Here is an 18420-nt window from a genome sequence, read left to right on the forward strand (position 1 = left end):
AAATGTCAAACTGGTCAGTAGTCGTAACAGTAAAAGCAGATCCAGAATTAATAGATGTGTTTATTCAGCATTATCTTAAGCTGGGTGCATCTGAAATGTTTATCTATCTGGATGATCCTGCTGATCGGTATATCCAGGATCTCTATTCTGATAATAGTCAGATAGATATACAGGTATGTGATGAGGCTTTCTGGAATATTGATTATAAATTTAAAAATCTGGACTTCGTGGGTAGGCCGGATGGGGTAGAAGACAGACAAAGTCATAATGTAATACATGCCCTGACCAAAACCAAGGTGAAATGGTTAGCATGTGTAGATATTGATGAGTTTATCTATTCTGAAAGAAAGATCAGCAGAATTCTGGATAGCATACCTGATAATATTTTTTCACTGCGGATTAAGCCTTTTGAAGCGATCTATCTCAATCATGCACCTCTAACCTATCAAGACGTATTCGCAACCCCATATTTTAAGCATCATACCAAACGTAGTGATGTATTTTTCTGGAATGAAGTTTATCCTGAGGGTCTGATACATAAGGCAGGATTGTTTGGTCACGTATCAGGTAAATGCTTTTTCCGGGCAGATGAGCCACTCAAATGGCCTGGCTTACATAATTTTAATCCCATCGATATTACATTGAAAACAAATTATATTGTCGAGGATTTTAAGCTATTACATTTTGAGGCATTGACCGTTCATTTTTTTATACAAAAGACCTTGAATCGTATAAATAAGAATTTTAATGTCAAATATCTGGACGGACCGTCAGTCAGAAGACTGGAAAATCTCAAAGACCGCTATAATAAAGATGGAGAAAAGGGCCTGTCAGATGCATATAAATTAATGCATGTGATTGATAGTGAGAATTTAAAAAAAGGCTGTGATTTGTATCTAATCGATAGGATCGATATGCATACAGCGGGAAATTTTGATAAAAGAATATTGATCACGACCCATCATACAGCGCTTGTCTATAATGATTTAACAGAACAATGTGAACTTGCTACACTTTCTGAAGAGTTAGAGCCTCATCTCAGTTTTGTGCAGGTGGCTTATGATTTTGATCAGAAAGTCTGCTATTTGTTTGTAGAGAAATTTAATAACGTTATATATTTATATACCGACAAGAGAGGACGCTTAGTCGCTTATCCTTTTAAGAAGGCAATGTTTTTTAAACTGGAACTGCATGACATCATTAATTATCAAATAAGTATAGCCTATGAGAATGGTCAGTATTTTACTGCGACCCCGAAGGGTGAGTTCAAGTTGGGTGCAAAAGAGGTTAAAGCATGGGAGATCTTTAATATAAGGTTAATTTAAAGTTATTTTTAAAACATATAATAAAAATAAATGTATCTAAAAAATAAAAATTATTAAATCAGAGAATTTATATATTAAATCTAATTTTGGTTTTTTAAGTAATATAATATTTTCTCTGATTTAACTTTCATACAGGAAAATGTAATGAAATTAAATGAAATGCATAGACTTTTGCAGCTAAATTTACTAAAAGAACAATTTATAGAAAAAGTAGAAATATATAGGAATGAAGTAGTTTATGTTAATATTAAAAAAGATGATATTTACTTTGCCTTGGATGTTAATGAAAAAAAAGAAATTTTCCTAGTATTCAGAAATGATAATAGCTGGGAAAATATCTGCCAGCATTTCAACTGCAAAATAAATCATAAAACAAAAATTTTTTCTAATAATCAGTTGCTGGTTGATTTTTTAGCTTTAAGTGATAAAGATAATATTGTAGAAATAATCAGACAAATTATTAATCAGTTATTAGAACATAGCAGTAATGAAGTTTATTTGCTTAAAAGTATAAATAGTAAGTTAATAAATATTAATCAAGTTACTTCAAATAAGTATTTGAATGATATTTATCTAGATATGGCAAATAGCTTAAAGGATAAATATTTAACATTACGTGATACCTTAGTCATGGTCAAAGAACAGGAGCTGAGTATTGCCAGATTTGGTGATGGTGAAATTCGTTGCATGGTGACCACCAACGGATGCGGTTTTCAAAAACATGACTGGAAATTGATGCAGGAACTCAGAGAAATCAGTCGTGAGAATACTGGCTTACTGGTCTGTTATCCTAGTTTGCTCATTGAAGATAAATTCTGGCAAAATTTTTGGCCGATATACTGGCCAAAGTGCAAGTTTTATCTGCAGCAGAATCGTATTGGTGATGCCATGATTACCAGACCTGAGGCTTTTTATTTTTATGGTCAAGAAATGGTTACCTTGTGGAAATCAATCTGGAATGACAAAAAAATCTGTTTTATATCGGGTGAAAATTCCAGATTTACTGCGAATCACCCAATTTTTTCTAATATTGAAAATGCAGAATATATTCTTTCAAAAAATAAGAATGCCTATCAGGATATAGATCAACTGCTCGCAAAATGTCTTGGAAAAAAACATATTGATATATTTTTGATAGCACTTGGCCCGACTGGAACCGTACTGTCTGCAAGATTACATCGTCAGGGGAGAAGAGCTTTAGATATTGGTCATTTAAATAATAGTTTTGATACTGTATTTTTAAATAAAGTTACACCGGAAGGAATTCCATATTGATATAAATTTTATTTAATCTCTTTCATCAGTTTTTAGTTTTAAATAAAGTGATAATTTTAAACACCTCATCAACTTGATATGAGATGTTTAAAATATAGAAAATACTTGGATAAAGTTTATAGATTGCGACGGATCCATCCCGTCAGGGTTTTACCTACTTTGGTATTTTCATCAAAACAGTGCTTGAGCAAAATCAGTTTTTCATTCTTTGCATCAGCGAAGAATTGATGCGGATTACGGGTGAATTTGCCCCACTTACGCTGTATATGTTCAAAATCTCCATTTTTATTAAGGATTTTATAAGGTTTTTCCAGAAGACTCATCAGTTGCTCAATATGTTTGTTTTTCATGGTATTTAATTTCTCTTTGGTGGTGATAGGTTGCGCTATGGCTTCATATTCGCCCAATGCATTCTTACGAACATAAATCCCTTCTGCTTCTTTTAAGGGCAGTACCCAATCTCTGTGTGCCGTGACATAACCCTGTTGGGTCACTAAACGTGGAATGCCATTGGTGAGCCATTCAATCGCAATAACCTCAAAGATTTCTCCTTGTGCCAAATATTGATCCTGGCGTTTGGAGTCTTTACGAAATCCGATATCTAAGTATATGGAGTTCCGTTGGATGGCAACTATCCGAATCGGGAATTCGACAGCACGAATATAGTTTTCAAGATTATTCGTCGGATAAACATATTTAATCCCGGTTGAATTCACTGCGGGTAATTTCATCTTTTGAAAGATTTTTTGATAATAAGCCCGAACATCCTGATGACTTCGGGAAAGTGAAATCGCAGCAGAACTGGTGAGCTGATCCAGATCTTTTTTATCTCTGACTGATTCAAGCTGTTGGATGGAAAGAACTGGCGCATATTCTTTCATTTCACCAAAACTTGAAATGTTGTCTTCTAACTTGGCAAAGACATTACAAATGAACTGGTCACTAGACTCTTTCATCTGATACGTATAGCTATGTTCATTCAAGATGCGTGCAAAGCTGGCCGGTTCTCCTGTTTCGATCTTGAGATAATCTTCTGCGAATTCAATCAGGCCTTGTTGGAAAAACTCATGATAGTCATTGAGTCTTGGTACGATCACTGCTTCCACCGATTCATTGACCCTTTGATATTCCGATATACTTTCATAAGGGGTACTGGCAAACAGAGGCTCAAAATACGAGAAGTTTACAGGCGCCAGGACGAAATTATGGCGAAGATTAGAGCCAGTCTCAGGACTGAAACTACGGATATAGTAGAATGGATTGGTAAGCTCGTGCCCAGCTGCATCCGTTAACAGGCGAGTAAAGGTATCCTGGGTATATCCTCTTCCCCAGAATTCTACAAAAGCAAATTTTTCGGAAAAATCAATATTTTCACGTAAATATTGATTTACGATAACCCGTTTTTCTGCTGCCAGTGCCAGAATTTTTTGGCGGTAAATTTCCGAGTTGGACAATGTTTTGCGGATATTCTCAGCAGTTTCGCCCCGTAAATGTCTAGCTTGTTTCAAGCTTTCAAATTCAGGAAAAAGTGCCAGAAGTTCATCTTCGGACAGATAGCTTGCTCGCACCAGATCCTGAAAACTGTCCATACCGACAAAGTTGCCAAAAGGGCCAAACATTTCATCATCAACTGTATGGATGAAAGAGGGAAGGCGCCACACCTTGCGAGAGCCATAAATATATTTTGTTTTTATTGGATAGCTATTCTTCTCAATCAGGGCATCAGCAATCAGTTTCAGGTAATGGCCATCACGGGAAATAAAGTAAAGTGTTTCATAACCACGTTCTAGGGCATCAAGGATAGTCCAGTGTATATAAGGCACCAGAAGCGAACCTGCATAGGCATAGGCATAATAGCTTTTTTCAAATTCAGAATTGCTGATACTGCTATCAGAGCTTAACTTATTCTGCCGATAACGATGCATGAGCGTAGCCAGCTGATATGCTTCGTATTTACAGGAATTTGGAGCAGAATGAATGAGTCTGCTTTCAAATGGAATAAAGCTGTCGATGTGATGTACACGGGTTTCTATTGCAAATTTTCTTGGAACTGCACCATCTGCATGTGCATTGTCGCCATAATGCACCCATTTTTCGTACTGATATTTTTTTTCAAAGAAAATATGTTTGTAGATTTTCCCTGTTGATTTTTGATAACCGGTACTGCTGGACAGATACAGCGGAATATTATCCAGACGGGAATCCGCCTGATGCAACATGGTACGAATCACGCTTTCCGGAAGATACATATCGCTAATCAAGATGACATCCTGTCCCTGCGCCTGCAGATTTAACAGAAATTCAATACGGGGCTGCATGGGCTCGGCATGTGAAATTTCATTCTCAATTTCGAGTGTTTTTAAATAATCAGTTTGTTCAGCCGTGAGTAAATAATTATTTTGAAGGCGCTCATAAATCAAATCGAGTGAAATTTCAATTTGATCGGTTTTGCGCTCAAACGTTGTTTTTCTAAACATATCGCGCGCATCCATTTCGACTTTATGCCTGATTTGCACCCAGTCGTCTTTGAATATCTGCGGGAAATTTAGCTCTGAATGCGTAAGCTGCTGTTGCATACGCGCAAAGATACTAAATGGAGCAAGTGTTTTGCGGTGAATCAGTGTGTCGAATACATCAAAGCTGTGTAATTCTTTATATTGGACTGCGAATGTCTTTAGCTGGTCAATTTCTGCAATGAGCTGATCCAGAGTCTTTTGTTTAGAATAGGAAAAGAAATATTCCAGTAGCTCATCTTTATTTTCAATTAGCGGTATTTCTTGAGAAAGTGTTTGCAGCAGGTGCTCAAAGCTGTCTGAAACCACACCACTGGTGAATTTGAAATAATCACCGATAAATCCTAAAGTATCTGAATATTCCTGATAGTCGGGAATATATCGAATGAACTTATTAACATTGGCTTCAAGCAGATCATAAAAAATGCTTGAATAGTCGATAATTGCAATATCAATCAGATGAAAGATTTCATAGATATCATAATTTTCGTTCCAGAACATAATATGTTCTGAGTCAGAATACTGCTGCTGGATTTCAAGAAAATAGGGATCATTTCTCATAAACGGGTGGACTTTAATGATCAGTAGATCATTATTTTCTGCTATTGCAGCAGATAATAAGTCAAAGCTCGGTATCAGTTCGCTCAACACCCCGTTAATTTTTTTGATGCGATAGGTGGGGGCGAACAGAATAACATTCCGGTAATGGGACTTATTGATCAGCTGATTAATATCATAACTTTGTACCTGACCATAAACGATATTACGAGGATAAGGCCCTCGGATAATTTGAGACCGCTCTATAATGGTATCTTGAATAAAGTGATCTTCCATTGCAGGAGAGGTGGCAAGGAAATAAGACTGATTACGGTAAAGCTTAAAATTCCGGATATGTTTGCGAACAATACTATCTGCTAAAATGGATTCTGGGCCAAGTGCCAATTCAATATGCTTAAGACCCACCCCATGCCAAGTGTTAATGACTTTTGTCGTTGTGGGAAGGTTGTCAGGATATTTCTCTCTAAAATTTTCAGTGATGTAGACATCACACTCGGCAAATAAAGCTTTGCATCGTTTATCTTTAGCAGAAAGAATATTATTAAGGCCAAGTTTTTTTAGGGTTTCAAATTCTTCATTATTTTCTGAAATCCACCAGCACTCATGGGAGTTTTGGTATTTATGACTCATATATAAAAATAGAGCTTTAGGATTACCCTGCCAGTTATAAGAAGAGAAGATCCAGCTATATTTTTGCTTTTTCTGCTCTGATAATTTATTTTCCAGAATATCCGGACTCAAATTTATTTTAGGTAAATCGGAAATATAATTAACAAAACTGTTTGTATTGTATAGTTTTTTATCAAACTTATAAGTCAATTTATGGATGAAAAAGTCATTTATAATTTCATTAAAGCGCTCAAGATTAAATTCTTTTGCGAGACTTTGGTTGAGTTGTAGCGCTTTTCTGGGATGGATTTTAAGCATGTTATCCCATTCATTTTTGTATTCTTCATCCGTCCAATACAGCATTTCAACGATGTCATGATACATAAAATAATTGGTTAAACTTTCTTGGTTTTTCCACCATAAGTTCAAGACGGTATGGATTGCATTCAGGACATAGGAATTCGAGGAACTATAAATAAACCAGTTGCCCACTCGGGAACCGCTATAAGTAAAAAAGAAACAGTTTTGTTTTTTGATTTCCTGTAATGACTGGCTTAAATCTTGGGTCAGCAGGCAGGTTGAATCTAGCCAGATACCCCCATATTTGGTGAGTAATTCTGTTCTCAGCCAGTCTGAAAAGTGAGTAGGACTAGAATTAATCAGTTTTTCGATATGTGGAGGAATTCTGACATAGTCAGATAAATTATTTTTAGTCAAAATGATTAAATCAAAATCCTCACCAATATATTTTTTTTGACTTTCTAATGCCACCTTGACTACAGCAGGAGCGGTTGCTGGATTATCCCAGAAAACAAAAGCTTTATTTTGATTGATTTTTTTTATACTTAAGTTTTCTCTGATTTTTTCCTTAATCTCGGATTTATTTTGAATAATAAATTCCGCCATGAGATGACGTTCTAATAATAGCGATGGGTGGATCTTAAACGCTGCTTCCACATCATAATTGGCATGCAGGGTGTTTTTTATTGCATGGTTGATAATGAGTCGAGATTTTTCTTTATCATTTTTCTTTTCATAAATCCCTGCAATTTTTAAATCTAGCAATGCATTATTAGCAAAATCTTTTTTACACTGTTCATACAATTTCAGTGCTTCGTCATAATTTTTCTTAGATTCTGCTGTTAATGCGGTTTTGAAATCCTCATTTTGTGTAACAGGAGATGGAGATTTCTGCTTTGATTTAACTAAGTTATTGTAAATTAATATTAATTCTTGATTATCCATGATACTTTTTTTGAGCCAATTGATAAGCTATTTTGTAGAGCATATGTTCTAAAAGCAATAGATCATTTGACAATTAAGTGATTTGTACAGAGTCTTGTAGCCGTGACAGCCACTCTAGTGCTGTTGCTCCAATTCATGCTATCTTTCAAAACTATATTTATACCTTTATACCTTATTCGGTATAACGCTGTACTAAAGAACAAAAAATTTTGAGAAGATAATGAAAAACATTGCTGTAATTTTATCTGGTGGTTCTGGTTCACGCTTTGGTGGAGCCTTGCCCAAACAATTTACTAAACTTGCCGGTAAAGCAATTATTGAATATACCATCGATGTATTTCAGAGTTCCGAAGATATTGACGAAATTATTATTGTTTCCCAGACCCAGAATGTTCACCGTACCTGGGAAATCATTAAAAAGAATAATTGGTCAAAAATTACTAAAGTCGTGACAGGTGGTGCAGAACGCTTTGATTCAACCTATTCAGCACTGACAGCCCTAAGAGGCAATGATGCGACGTGTAAAGTTTTATTCCATGATGCAGTACGGCCTTTGGTGAATCACCAGATTATTTCTAATTGCCTTACAGCGCTGCAGGATTTTGATGCTGTTGATGTCGTAATTTCATCTGCGGACACTCTCGTGGAAGTTTATGATGATGGATGTATTTCAAATATTCCCAATCGCTCATTTATGCGCCGTGGACAGACGCCCCAGGCTTTCACCTTGGGTACTATTCAACTTGCTTATAGTAAAGCATTAGAAATGAATCGAAAGACCTTTACCTGTGATTGCGGGGTAGTGCGTGCCATGTTGCCTCAGGTACGTGTGGCGACGGTGGAGGGAAATGAACGCAATATTAAAGTTACCCATCCGGTTGATTTATTTATTGCAGAAAAGTTTCTACAGTCTGCTCATGATATTCCGTTTAAAAATGGCGACAGCTTAAATTTTTTAAAAGATAAAAATATTGTCATTTTTGGTGGCAGCAGTGGTATTGGCCTGGAAATGAAAAATATAGCCTTGGTACATGGGGCGAATGTAGAAATTGCCAGTCGTTCATATAATCAGGTCGATATTTGTAATCTGGAAAGTGTTAAAGCTTATCTGTCTACTATAAAGAAAAAAATGGGTCATATCGACTATGTGGTGAATACAGCCGGACTTCTGATCAAGAAACCTATTGATCGGTTAAGTATAGAAGAACTCACCTCTTTAATTGGTGTGAATTATACCGGCGCGGTAAATGTGGCCATTGCAGCAAAACCCTATCTGCTAGAAACTTCTGGCATGTTAATGAATTTTACTTCTAGTTCTTATACTCGAGGCCGTGCTTTCTATGCAGTATATTCATCAACAAATGCGGCGATTGTCAACTTTACTCAAGCTTTAGCTGAAGAGTGGAGTAATGAAGGTATTCGGGTGACCTGTATTAATCCGGAACGTACCGCTACCCCAATGCGAACAGCGAACTTCGGTATAGAGCCTGCCGGATTATTATTGTCTGCTCAGGAGGTTGCCTTGGCTAGTTTAAAAGTGCTGGGTACGCAGAATACCGGTATAATTGTAGACGTTAGAAAAGACGGTCGATAAGAAGCTGCCCATGCCTGGAAATAATTTGTATTACATTTATATAGACTCAAAAATTGAAGGTACCATAGATCAACTCATAAGTTATTTTCAGGCAGATATTTTTAATGCTGATGACTGTATCTGTATTTATTTTAAATATTATAAAGATATTGAAAAATATATAAAAAATAGACTAGGTTCACAGCGGATAAAATATAAATTTATACGTAAAAACAGTGATTTGAATTTTATTTCACATAAGGTTGTATTTTATCTGTTTAATGCACAGTCAAATTGTAAAATTACGGCACGCCGTGATTTAACCCATATTTTTGTCACCCATGGTGAAAGCCATAAACTGGCTTCTATTAAACCGATTATAAGAATTTACGATTTTGTTATTACCTCAGGACAGGTAGGTATTGAGCGGTTTTTAAAGGCAGGTATTTTTAATTCATACAATATTCAGCATGAACATCGCGTCTTAACAATGGGTGATACCTTTATTGGTCAAAATGCTTATGTATTCGCATCCGATAGCCAAAGCCTGCTTTATGCTCCTACTTGGGAGGGCGGCGTACCTGAGGAGAATTATTCCTCGATTGGACTGCAAGCCACTAAAATTTTAAAACATATTATCCAACAATATGGGATAAAAAAGCTGTATATACAGCCCCATCCTAACCTAGGACACCGGGATAAAGAATACTTGGTTCATTTCAAAAAGATGTTAAATGAGTTGAAGCAATCATCGCTTGAAATTGTAGTGGTGAAAGCACAAATCAAATTAGCAGATCACTGGTCTTATCGGGGTTATACGCTTATTTCACAATCCTATAAGCCTAAGCTTAAAGTTGCAGCTGCGGTGACTGATATTTCGGCGATGGAAATGCAGCTGATTAATAATAAGATACCGACTTTAGTACTTTTTGATCAGGATTATTTGAATAGGCTTATTATTCCGCGCCGGGTGCAATATTTGTATGCAACCACACGATCTTTGCAAAACTTTAATGTAGAAGCCTTCAGTTTTTCACAGCAAAAAGATGAAATACAAAAACATGATGATTATCTGATTGGTTATTTTGAGGAAAATTTGAGATTAATGTCATTTAGACAACGTATACAATGGTTGTGTGGGTTTGCATACGAGAACAAGATCAAAAATTATCGGGAAAATTTGGAATTATATTAATTCATGTTGTTATTTAAATACTTAGAAAAAAATTCAATGCAGGCTTGGAAGCCTCTGTTAGAACCTTATAAAAATCATACAGCAGGCTGGGGACGCAAAAAAAGTTTTTTCAAAGCCCAAGCTTTGGCAGAGGAAAAGGGCTTAAAAATACTCTGCCTGGAGGACGGTTTTATCCGTTCTTTGGGGTTGGGTAAACAGGGCTTCGCAGCTCTTTCTCTGGTTGCTGACACTACAGGCATTTACTTTAATGCCTTACAGCCTTCTGACTTGGAACAACTGATTGTTCAACCTGAAAATGAAAAATTAAACCTGCGAGCTTCATCCGTCATTCAGACAATTTTAAGCCATAAAGTCACCAAATATAATCAAAAATTCCAAAGCATCGATCCTGCTAAATTTGAACAGACAACTAGACATGTTTTGGTTGTTGATCAAACTTTTGGTGATCAATCCATTAAATATGCAGGTGCTACCCCAGCAACCTTTAAGACCATGTTGGCACAAGCCTGTCACGATCATCCGCATGCGATTATTTGGGTCAAAACTCACCCTGATGTAATGGCGGGAAAGGCAAAATCTCATTTTCAACCGCAGGACTTGGATTCTGAAAATATCCGGGTTTTAACTGAGGCCTATAATCCGATTGAACTGTTGGAATATATAAGCGAGGTCTATGTGGTCAGTTCACAGCTAGGCTTTGAAGCCTTACTGTGTGGGAAAAAAGTTCACTGTTTTGGTGTGCCATGGTATGCAGGCTGGGGACTTACCCAAGATCATCACGCACCTCTGCATATTTTAAATGGGCGACGCAGACAAAATCACTCCTTGCAGCATTTATTTGCCTGTGCGTATTTGCAGTATGCACATTATCTTAATCCAGTAACCGGACAGCGCTGCGAGTTAGAGGAAATCCTCGATTTATTTATTCCAAATATACAGTTCCAACAACAACTGGCCCAATCGTATATAGCCTATGGGTTTAGTCCCTGGAAAAAAAAGTTTATTGCAGCTTATTTCGCATTTCCTCAGCTCAAGCTGAAATTCCAGCGTTATTTTAAACCGCATAAACATCATTATATTTTAGCTTGGGGGAAAAGAGCCAAGCTATTAAAAGAATCAGCTTATGAACAAGTCACTACTGTTGAAGATGGATTTATTCGTTCTGTTGGCCTAGGAGCGAAGCTGATCCGGCCCTGTTCACTGGTTTTTGACAATGTCGGCATTTACTATGATGCTACACAGCCTTCACGAATAGAACAGCTGCTTTTAAATGTGAATTTAAGTACAGAGCAGATTGACCGCGCACAGCGATTAAGAAAATTACTTATTGATTTAAATATTTCAAAATACAATGTCGGCACAAAAAAATCATTAACACGTCCTCCACATTCACGTGTTCTGTTGGTCGTTGGACAGGTGGAAGATGATATGTCGATTCAGCTCGGGGGAGTGGGGGTTAAAACCAATCTGGGGCTGCTCAAGCAGGTCAGGGAAAACCATCCGGACAGCTATATTATTTACAAGCCACATCCAGATGTCCAGAGCGGACTACGCACAGGGAAAATTCCTGAACCGGACATGCTGCATTATGCCGATCAGGTTGAACTTGATACTTCCATTTTAGAGTGTTTTGAAATTTGTGATGAGGTACATACCATAACGTCCTTAAGTGGTTTCGAAGCTTTAATTCGGGGGCTAAAGGTCTATTGTTATGGATTACCTTTCTATGCAGGCTGGGGCTTGACACAGGATAGATACTTGTCACAAAGACGCAATAGACATCTTACATTGGAGGATTTATTGTATGTAACCCTTGTAGAATATCCGACCTATAATTTAGCGCATACCGAGGTGTCGGGTATCCCCTTGGTCAGACCTGAAGATGTAATTGCTTATATAAAAAAACAGTTAGATCAACCGGTAAGTTATAACGAAAGGTATAAACGTGTATTATTAGCTCTATATAATATACTAAAAAAAATAGGTTAATTGCTTTATGTCAGTTCATATAAATCGTTTATTACTTTCTGAGCGGGTCCTCTTGTTACAGGGCCCGATGGGGAACTTTTTTAATCGTTTTTCTGCATGGCTAAAAGATCATGATATTCATTGCTTTAAAGTAAACTTGAATGGTGGTGATCAGTTTTTTTCACGTTCTTTTGAATACAATTTTAATTTTACCGGTGCTTCTTCTGAATTTTCAGCCTGGATTGAGGATCTGCTGTTAACCCAGGATATTGATACTGTCGTATGTTTTGGGGACTGCCGTCAATACCATCAGATTGCAAAAAAAGTGGCATTGAAGCATCAGATTAACTTTTTTGCTTTTGAAGAAGGGTATATCCGGCCAAACTACATTACCTTTGAGCAGGACGGGGTTAATTTCTTTTCCAACTTTTTATCGCATTTGAAGTTAAAAGCCAAAAAACATAAACATAGCCAGATTGAGGAAATTTCCGAAGTCAATAATAGCTACCGCTCAATGGTAGTCAGTGTAATGATCTATTATTTATTTATGCTGATTTTTTCATGGAAATACCCCCATTATAAACACCACAGGCAGATGAGTATCTGGGCTGAAATTTATTACTGGATCTGGTCAGGTGCGCGGCGCATTAAAAACTATTTTGTAGAAGACGGTCGGTTTAATACATTTATACAGGGCTATAAAAAACGCTATTTTGTTTTTGCCCTACAAGTGCATAACGATTTTCAAATTCGTACCCATTCTGATTTGAAATGTATGAAAAAGTATATTGAAATGGTGATTCGGGATTTTGCACGATCCGCAGATCCGCATCATCATTTAGTACTTAAACATCATCCAATGGATCGTGGCTATCGTAATTATGCCTCTTATATCCGTAAGTTGGCCAAGTCTCAGGATGTGGAGGGGCGGATTCACTATTTTTGTGATATCCATTTACCTACGCTTTTAAAAAATAGCCTAGGTTTTGTCACGGTAAATAGTACGACAGGCATTCAGGCTTTGTATCACCATATTCCTGTCAAGGTATTGGGCTATGCACTCTATAACTTGCCTAAGCTGACCAACCAACGGCCACTGGCTAAATTCTGGAGGAATCCAGGTAAGGTGGATCAGGTGTATTTTAATTACTTCCGTGAAGAGCTGATTAATTATTCTCAATTAAACGGGGCATTTTATGGTGCTTCACCTTGGATGGATCACTATGATCTGTCGCATATCGAGGTAGATGTAGAAATGCAGCCGGTCAATAATCCTGTTTCCATCTGATCGGGATGAGAGCCTTCATGGCTCATATAATTAACTGGTAAAATTTAGAAATTTTAGAAATCTTGTTGAGAGAAATCCTTAAATAAAATACTTTTGCCCGAAATTCATTGAAGAGCAGAAAAGAATTTAAAAAAAAGCCCTGATCGAAAAATCAGGGCTTTTTTAGAATCTGGAGCGGGAAAGGAGACTCGAACTCCCGACCCCAACCTTGGCAAGGTTATGCTCTACCAACTGAGCTATTCCCGCGGAGTCTATAAAGTTTTTTAAATGAAAAAACTAAATGAAAAAATTTTGAGCGGGAAAGGAGACTCGAACTCCCGACCCCAACCTTGGCAAGGTTATGCTCTACCAACTGAGCTATTCCCGCATGCCGTGTATAATACAGCATGCAAAAATGAGGTCAACACCTTTGTTAAAAATCTTGCATCAATTGCATAAAATAAAATCAAAATCCTTTGGATTAGACATTAAATAGCCAATATTTATCTGGTAGTTTATAAAACTTAGCCACAATCAACGGATTGCACCCATATAGACTGCCAAAATACTTCGCAGAACAAGGTATACTGAAACCATATTTTTCAAAATTGGAGTCCGGCCATGAGCTTAGAACAACAACTGAAAGACCGTTTGGCACAATTATCCCCAACCTATTTGGAAGTGGTTAATGAGTCCTCGGGCCATGGCGGTTATTTCCCGGGAAAAGAATCGCATTTTAAAACCGTCATTGTCAGTCAGGCTTTTGCCGGTTTGCGCCCCGTCCAGCGTCATCAGAAAGTTTATGCTGCTGCGGGTGATCTGCTGTCGAAAGACAAGATTCATGCGCTGGCGATTCATGCATTTTTACCTGAAGAATGGACAGGACAGGATACGAGCAGTCCTGCTTGTGCCCATGCACCAAAAAACTAAGAGGAAATGATGGAAACCCAACTTTTAGTCAAGATTATCCATATGTCGGTAGCAGGATTGGCAATTGTCGCCATTCTTGCCCGTGCCTTGACCTTGTTTGTCGGCACCCAGGGAAATATGCCTAATCCGGTAGCACGCACCGTGTTAGTGGCTTTGCAGCATTTCGCCATCACGGTGATTGTACTGACCGGTATCGTGTCGCTTTTCCTTAAAGATTTTGATGTGCAGCCCTGGTTCTATGCCAAAGTTATTTTATTTTTGGTACTGGTGTCCTCGCTAGGCAAAGCCTATAAAAAAGATGATTCGATTTTGCTGGTACAGCGTCGGGCTGGCTTATTTATTGCTGTGGTTTCATTGGTGTCTATTCTGGCTCTGGTGATGATCAAGCCGAATTTTGGCTAAAAATAGACTGGCTATGACGATCAGCATAGCCATTACATCTGAATAATTAAAAAGTACAAATGTAGTAAAAGTAATTAAAAATTGACAGGAGGGGACATGCGTACACGTGTGGTATTTAATCAAAAAGGTGGGGTGGGCAAGTCGAGTATTACCGTCAATCTGGCAGCGATCAGCGCACATCAGGGCTTAAGAACCTTGTTGATCGACCTAGATCCACAGGCTAACTCCAGCCAGTATGTGCTAGGCGATGATGCGACGTATTCCAGTGACAAGCCTGCTCTCGAACCGAATATCGAAAACTATTTTGAAGATGTACTCGGCAATCAGCAAAGTAAGGGGCTGCTCGGCAATGCCATTGGCTCGATTTTAAAAAGCCGTAGCAAAGGTCTGGAAAGCTATGTGCATCAATCCTCCTTTAAGCATCTGGATGTTATTCCGGCCAGCCCGACACTCGGAACATTGGCTCATGCCCTGGAATCCAAGCACAAGATTTACAAGTTAAGAGATGCCTTGCAACAACTGTCGGGACATTATGACCGGGTGTTTATTGATACACCGCCTGCATTCAATTTCTTTACCCTCTCCGCACTCATTGCGGCAGACCGCGTGCTGATTCCCTTCGACTGTGACGTGTTTTCTAAACGCGCCCTGCAGACCCTGATTGAAAATGTGATTGAAACCCAAGATGACCATAATGAAAATTTGGAAATTGAAGGCATTGTCGTCAACCAGTTTCAGGTACAGGCCAAATTACCGCGCGAAGTGGTACAGCAGCTCAAAGATGAAGGCTTACCGGTGCTTGACAGTATGTTGCCACCGTCGATCTTGATGAAAGAATCTCATCAGAAAAATCTGCCTTTGATTCATTTGGCTACTGATCATAAATTGACTCAGGCCTATCAATCGTTGTTCAATGAGATAGAGCAGAATTAAGATCGAGTTAACTATGAAACTTGTGAAAATCGGCCTGAGTATTGCTGCACTGGCATTACTCAGTGCCTGTGCAACGACGGTAAAACCGACTTATGTGTCGCCTACCCTGTATCAGACTTTGGGTTGCTCGCAACTACAGGGTGAATATAACCGTATTCAGCAGTATATTGACAATGGTGTCGAACCACCCAAACGTACTGGCATGGGTGTAGGTGTGGGTCTTGGCGGTGGCTGGGGCAGTCACGGTGGTTGGGGTATTGGTCCGAGTATCTCAGTCAATATGGGACAGTCATCTGATACCAAAAGAACCGAACTGGCACGCCTTTTAGGCGAGCAGGAAGCGATTGTGCAGGCTGCACGTTATAAGAACTGCCCGATGATCGTTCGGCAGGCGACACCTAAATAAACCATTCCACATTAAAAGGATGAATGCTGACTTCGGGTCGGCATTTTTTATTGCTTTCACCAAGAATAGGGCGGTTTAAATTAAGATAAAACTCACGTGAAATTGACTGGCCTGTATAGAAGTCTGAAATTTTTAAGCTTGTCATGATATTCGCATATTGATTAAGCTAGAATCTGGGCCCGGAATAGTTCATTGCGATGATTGAAAATTGGTTATTTGTTTTAGGACTCATTGCTGTACTGATGGTTCCAGGGCCGGCCAATGCCCTGGTGGCCAGTTCTGCTTATCAGCAGGGACGGCCCAAAACCAGTCTTTATCTTCCTGCCATTCTGATGGGCTATTTTTATGCCATTAATGTCTGGGCTTTGTTGATTCATCTGGCTTCACCGATCTGGCCAAATTTTAAAGGTGTGGTCTATGTACTGAGTACCATCTGTGTGGGCTGGATGACCTTGCATTTATATAAGGCCCAACAGTTAGAGCGCTATAATAAGAACCATCCCCAGATTCGTCCCTGGCAAATGTTTAGGGCCACCTTAAAAAATCCTAAAGCAGCCCTGTTGGCCTCAGGAATTTTACCCATGGAAACCTGGCAAAGTCCGACCAACTTCGTGCTGGTTTTTGCTGCCTTTAGCTTGAGTACCATTCCTGTAGGGGTTTTCTGGATGATTTTTGGTCAGGCAATTTTGAGCAGTCATTCTGAAAAAATAAAAGCCGGCCTCATTTATAAAGGCGCGGCTCTGTTTGTCCTGCTTTGTCTGATCCCACTCCTGATCAAGCTGTGGGATTAAATGCGCAGGCTATAAAAAATATTAAGCTGTTTTACTTTTTTTAAGCTTTTGTTGAATAAAGCCAATCACACCTGGCAATACACTTAAAATAATGATGCCGAAAATCAGATAGGTAAAATTGTCTTTAACAATCGGCATATTGCCAAACATATAACCCAAGATTACAAATGAGCTAATCCAGGCAAATGCCCCGACCACATTATAGGTCAGGAAATATTTGTAATTCATGCTGCCAGCACCGGCTACAAAGGGTGCAAAGGTACGGGCAAAAGGAATAAAACGCGCAAAAATAATGGTTTTACCCCCATGTCTGGCAAAGAATTGCTGAGTCGCCAATAAATGTTTTTGATTGATAAAGCGCGATTCAATCTCGAACACCCGAGGTCCAATATATTTACCAATGTGATAATTCAGGGTATCACCCAGCACTGCCGCAACAAATAGGAGCGGAATCAGCACCCAGGGATCCATCGCACCTGTAGACGCTGCCAAAGCACCTGCTGCAAATAACAAGCTGTCACCGGGCAGGAATGGCATTACCACCAAACCTGTTTCCACAAAGATAATCAGGAAAAGAATGGCATAAATCCAGATCCCGTAATTGGTGATAAATTCAAGCAAGTGATCATCAACATGCAAGATAAAATCAATCAGTTCCATGAGCCCAGTACAAGCAAAAGTGTGCTCAAATCCTAACAGCGATCACCTCTAAAGTCAGTAATAAAAGTCGACTATTTTGCGGCTTATTTTTCTGCTTTCAGGCTAATCCTGTCATTTTAAAAATGGATGTATCAGCGTATTTACAGATTTTTATTGGAGCTTTCTGAGCAGACTACACAAGGTCATCATGGTGTTACATAACTTCTGCGGTGTCTGCTCCAGCTTTCTGTTTAGATCATGGAATCATTATAAAAATAGCAGGTCAAAACATATGAAAAAATATATTCTTGTGACACTAGTTCTGGCAGCTGTCAGTCCGGCACTTTGGGCTAAATCCGATCAGGCTGTTCTGGCAGAAGCCAAAAAGAATGTGGTCAGTATTGCTCAGGCACACAAAATGAAAGATGAAACCGGCGTGACCTTAACAGGCCAGATCGTCAAACAGCGTGCAGCGCAAAGTGATGAATTTGAATTAAAAGATAAAACCGGCAGCATCATGATTGATGTGGATGATGACCACTGGAAAAGATTAAAACTCAAAGCAGGCGACCGGGTGAAAGTCTGGGGCGAGGTCGATACGCACCGCAATAAACCCACCGATATTGAAGTGATTCAGATTGAACACCTGAAATAAACCATTCATTTGGCTGGAACAGGAAAGCAGCGGAAGTCTGCTCTCCTGTGAACCAGCCAAAAATGAAGCCATCAATTTCTATAATTTCTTAACTGTTTAATATTTAAACGCTTTGGAATAGTGTGCTTAAATGCAA

14 protein-coding genes and 2 tRNA genes are annotated in these 18420 nt (G+C 38.6%); 12 read left to right on the forward strand and 4 right to left on the reverse strand.

Annotation, left to right across the window (positions count from 1 at the left end; translation table 11 throughout):
• Positions 1 to 2: 2 nt before the first annotated feature.
• Both AY605_RS13645 and AY605_RS13650 read left to right on the forward strand, forming a co-directional pair.
• Positions 3 to 1325: a glycosyltransferase family 2 protein gene (locus AY605_RS13645; protein WP_064096922.1), complete on the forward strand. Its 1323-nt coding sequence runs from the start codon at positions 3 to 5 to the stop codon at positions 1323 to 1325.
• Positions 1326 to 1469: 144 nt separating this feature from the next.
• Positions 1470 to 2600 carry a GT-D fold domain-containing glycosyltransferase gene (locus AY605_RS13650; RefSeq protein ID WP_064096923.1) on the forward strand — a complete coding sequence of 377 codons (1131 nt, stop codon included), beginning with the start codon at positions 1470 to 1472 and terminating at the stop codon, positions 2598 to 2600.
• A 116-nt stretch (positions 2601 to 2716) separates the two neighbouring features.
• Here AY605_RS13650 and AY605_RS13655 read toward each other — a convergent pair whose 3' ends face one another.
• Positions 2717 to 7345 (reverse strand): capsular polysaccharide synthesis protein, encoded by a 4629-nt coding sequence (locus tag AY605_RS13655; RefSeq protein ID WP_171254980.1) that lies wholly within the window; start codon positions 7343 to 7345, stop codon positions 2717 to 2719.
• A 400-nt stretch (positions 7346 to 7745) separates the two neighbouring features.
• Between AY605_RS13655 and AY605_RS13660 the strand changes: the two genes are divergently transcribed.
• From AY605_RS13660 to AY605_RS13675, 4 genes are read left to right on the forward strand one after another with little or no spacing between them, the layout of a single operon-like run.
• Positions 7746 to 9119: a bifunctional cytidylyltransferase/SDR family oxidoreductase gene (locus tag AY605_RS13660; RefSeq protein WP_064096924.1), complete on the forward strand. Its 1374-nt coding sequence runs from the start codon at positions 7746 to 7748 to the stop codon at positions 9117 to 9119.
• A gap of 10 nt (positions 9120 to 9129) precedes the next feature.
• Positions 9130 to 10293: a hypothetical protein gene (locus tag AY605_RS13665; protein WP_064096925.1), complete on the forward strand. Its 1164-nt coding sequence runs from the start codon at positions 9130 to 9132 to the stop codon at positions 10291 to 10293.
• A 3-nt stretch (positions 10294 to 10296) separates the two neighbouring features.
• Positions 10297 to 12282 carry a capsular polysaccharide biosynthesis protein gene (locus AY605_RS13670; protein WP_081406386.1) on the forward strand — a complete coding sequence of 662 codons (1986 nt, stop codon included), beginning with the start codon at positions 10297 to 10299 and terminating at the stop codon, positions 12280 to 12282.
• Positions 12283 to 12289: 7 nt separating this feature from the next.
• Positions 12290 to 13549 (forward strand): capsule biosynthesis protein, encoded by a 1260-nt coding sequence (locus AY605_RS13675; protein WP_064096926.1) that lies wholly within the window; start codon positions 12290 to 12292, stop codon positions 13547 to 13549.
• A gap of 170 nt (positions 13550 to 13719) precedes the next feature.
• Here AY605_RS13675 and AY605_RS13680 read toward each other — a convergent pair.
• Together AY605_RS13680 and AY605_RS13685 are read right to left on the reverse strand one after the other, a co-directional pair.
• Positions 13720 to 13795, reverse strand: a tRNA-Gly gene (locus AY605_RS13680).
• A gap of 48 nt (positions 13796 to 13843) precedes the next feature.
• Positions 13844 to 13916 (reverse strand) — tRNA-Gly (locus AY605_RS13685).
• 233 nt (positions 13917 to 14149) lie between these two features.
• Here AY605_RS13685 and AY605_RS13690 point away from each other — a divergent pair.
• The 5 genes from AY605_RS13690 to AY605_RS13710 all read left to right on the forward strand — a co-directional run bounded on the left by AY605_RS13690 (position 14150) and on the right by AY605_RS13710 (position 16990).
• Positions 14150 to 14458, forward strand: coding sequence for a BolA family protein (locus AY605_RS13690; RefSeq protein ID WP_064096927.1), 309 nt, complete (start codon positions 14150 to 14152; stop codon positions 14456 to 14458).
• 9 nt (positions 14459 to 14467) lie between these two features.
• Complete coding sequence (locus tag AY605_RS13695; protein WP_064096928.1) at positions 14468 to 14860, forward strand: SirB2 family protein; 393 nt, start codon at positions 14468 to 14470, stop codon at positions 14858 to 14860.
• Between the two features lie 96 nt (positions 14861 to 14956).
• Positions 14957 to 15793 (forward strand): ParA family protein, encoded by an 837-nt coding sequence (locus AY605_RS13700; protein ID WP_064096929.1) that lies wholly within the window; start codon positions 14957 to 14959, stop codon positions 15791 to 15793.
• A 13-nt stretch (positions 15794 to 15806) separates the two neighbouring features.
• Positions 15807 to 16199, forward strand: coding sequence for a hypothetical protein (locus AY605_RS13705; RefSeq protein WP_064096930.1), 393 nt, complete (start codon positions 15807 to 15809; stop codon positions 16197 to 16199).
• 197 nt (positions 16200 to 16396) lie between these two features.
• Entirely contained in the window at positions 16397 to 16990 is a 594-nt protein-coding gene (locus AY605_RS13710) for a hypothetical protein (protein WP_064096931.1), read from the forward strand.
• A 21-nt stretch (positions 16991 to 17011) separates the two neighbouring features.
• Here the strand turns inward: AY605_RS13710 and AY605_RS13715 are convergent, their stop codons facing one another.
• The gene (locus AY605_RS13715) at positions 17012 to 17650 is read right to left on the reverse strand and encodes a DedA family protein (protein WP_064096932.1); all 639 of its coding nucleotides are present in this window, start codon (positions 17648 to 17650) and stop codon (positions 17012 to 17014) included.
• Between the two features lie 271 nt (positions 17651 to 17921).
• On the opposite strand from AY605_RS13715, the gene AY605_RS13720 reads away from it, so the two are divergent.
• Positions 17922 to 18284, forward strand: coding sequence for a NirD/YgiW/YdeI family stress tolerance protein (locus tag AY605_RS13720; protein WP_064096933.1), 363 nt, complete (start codon positions 17922 to 17924; stop codon positions 18282 to 18284).
• Positions 18285 to 18420 lie beyond the last annotated feature (136 nt).

Source organism: Acinetobacter sp. SFD (assembly GCF_001647575.1).
Taxonomy (GTDB): domain Bacteria; phylum Pseudomonadota; class Gammaproteobacteria; order Pseudomonadales; family Moraxellaceae; genus Acinetobacter; species Acinetobacter pecorum.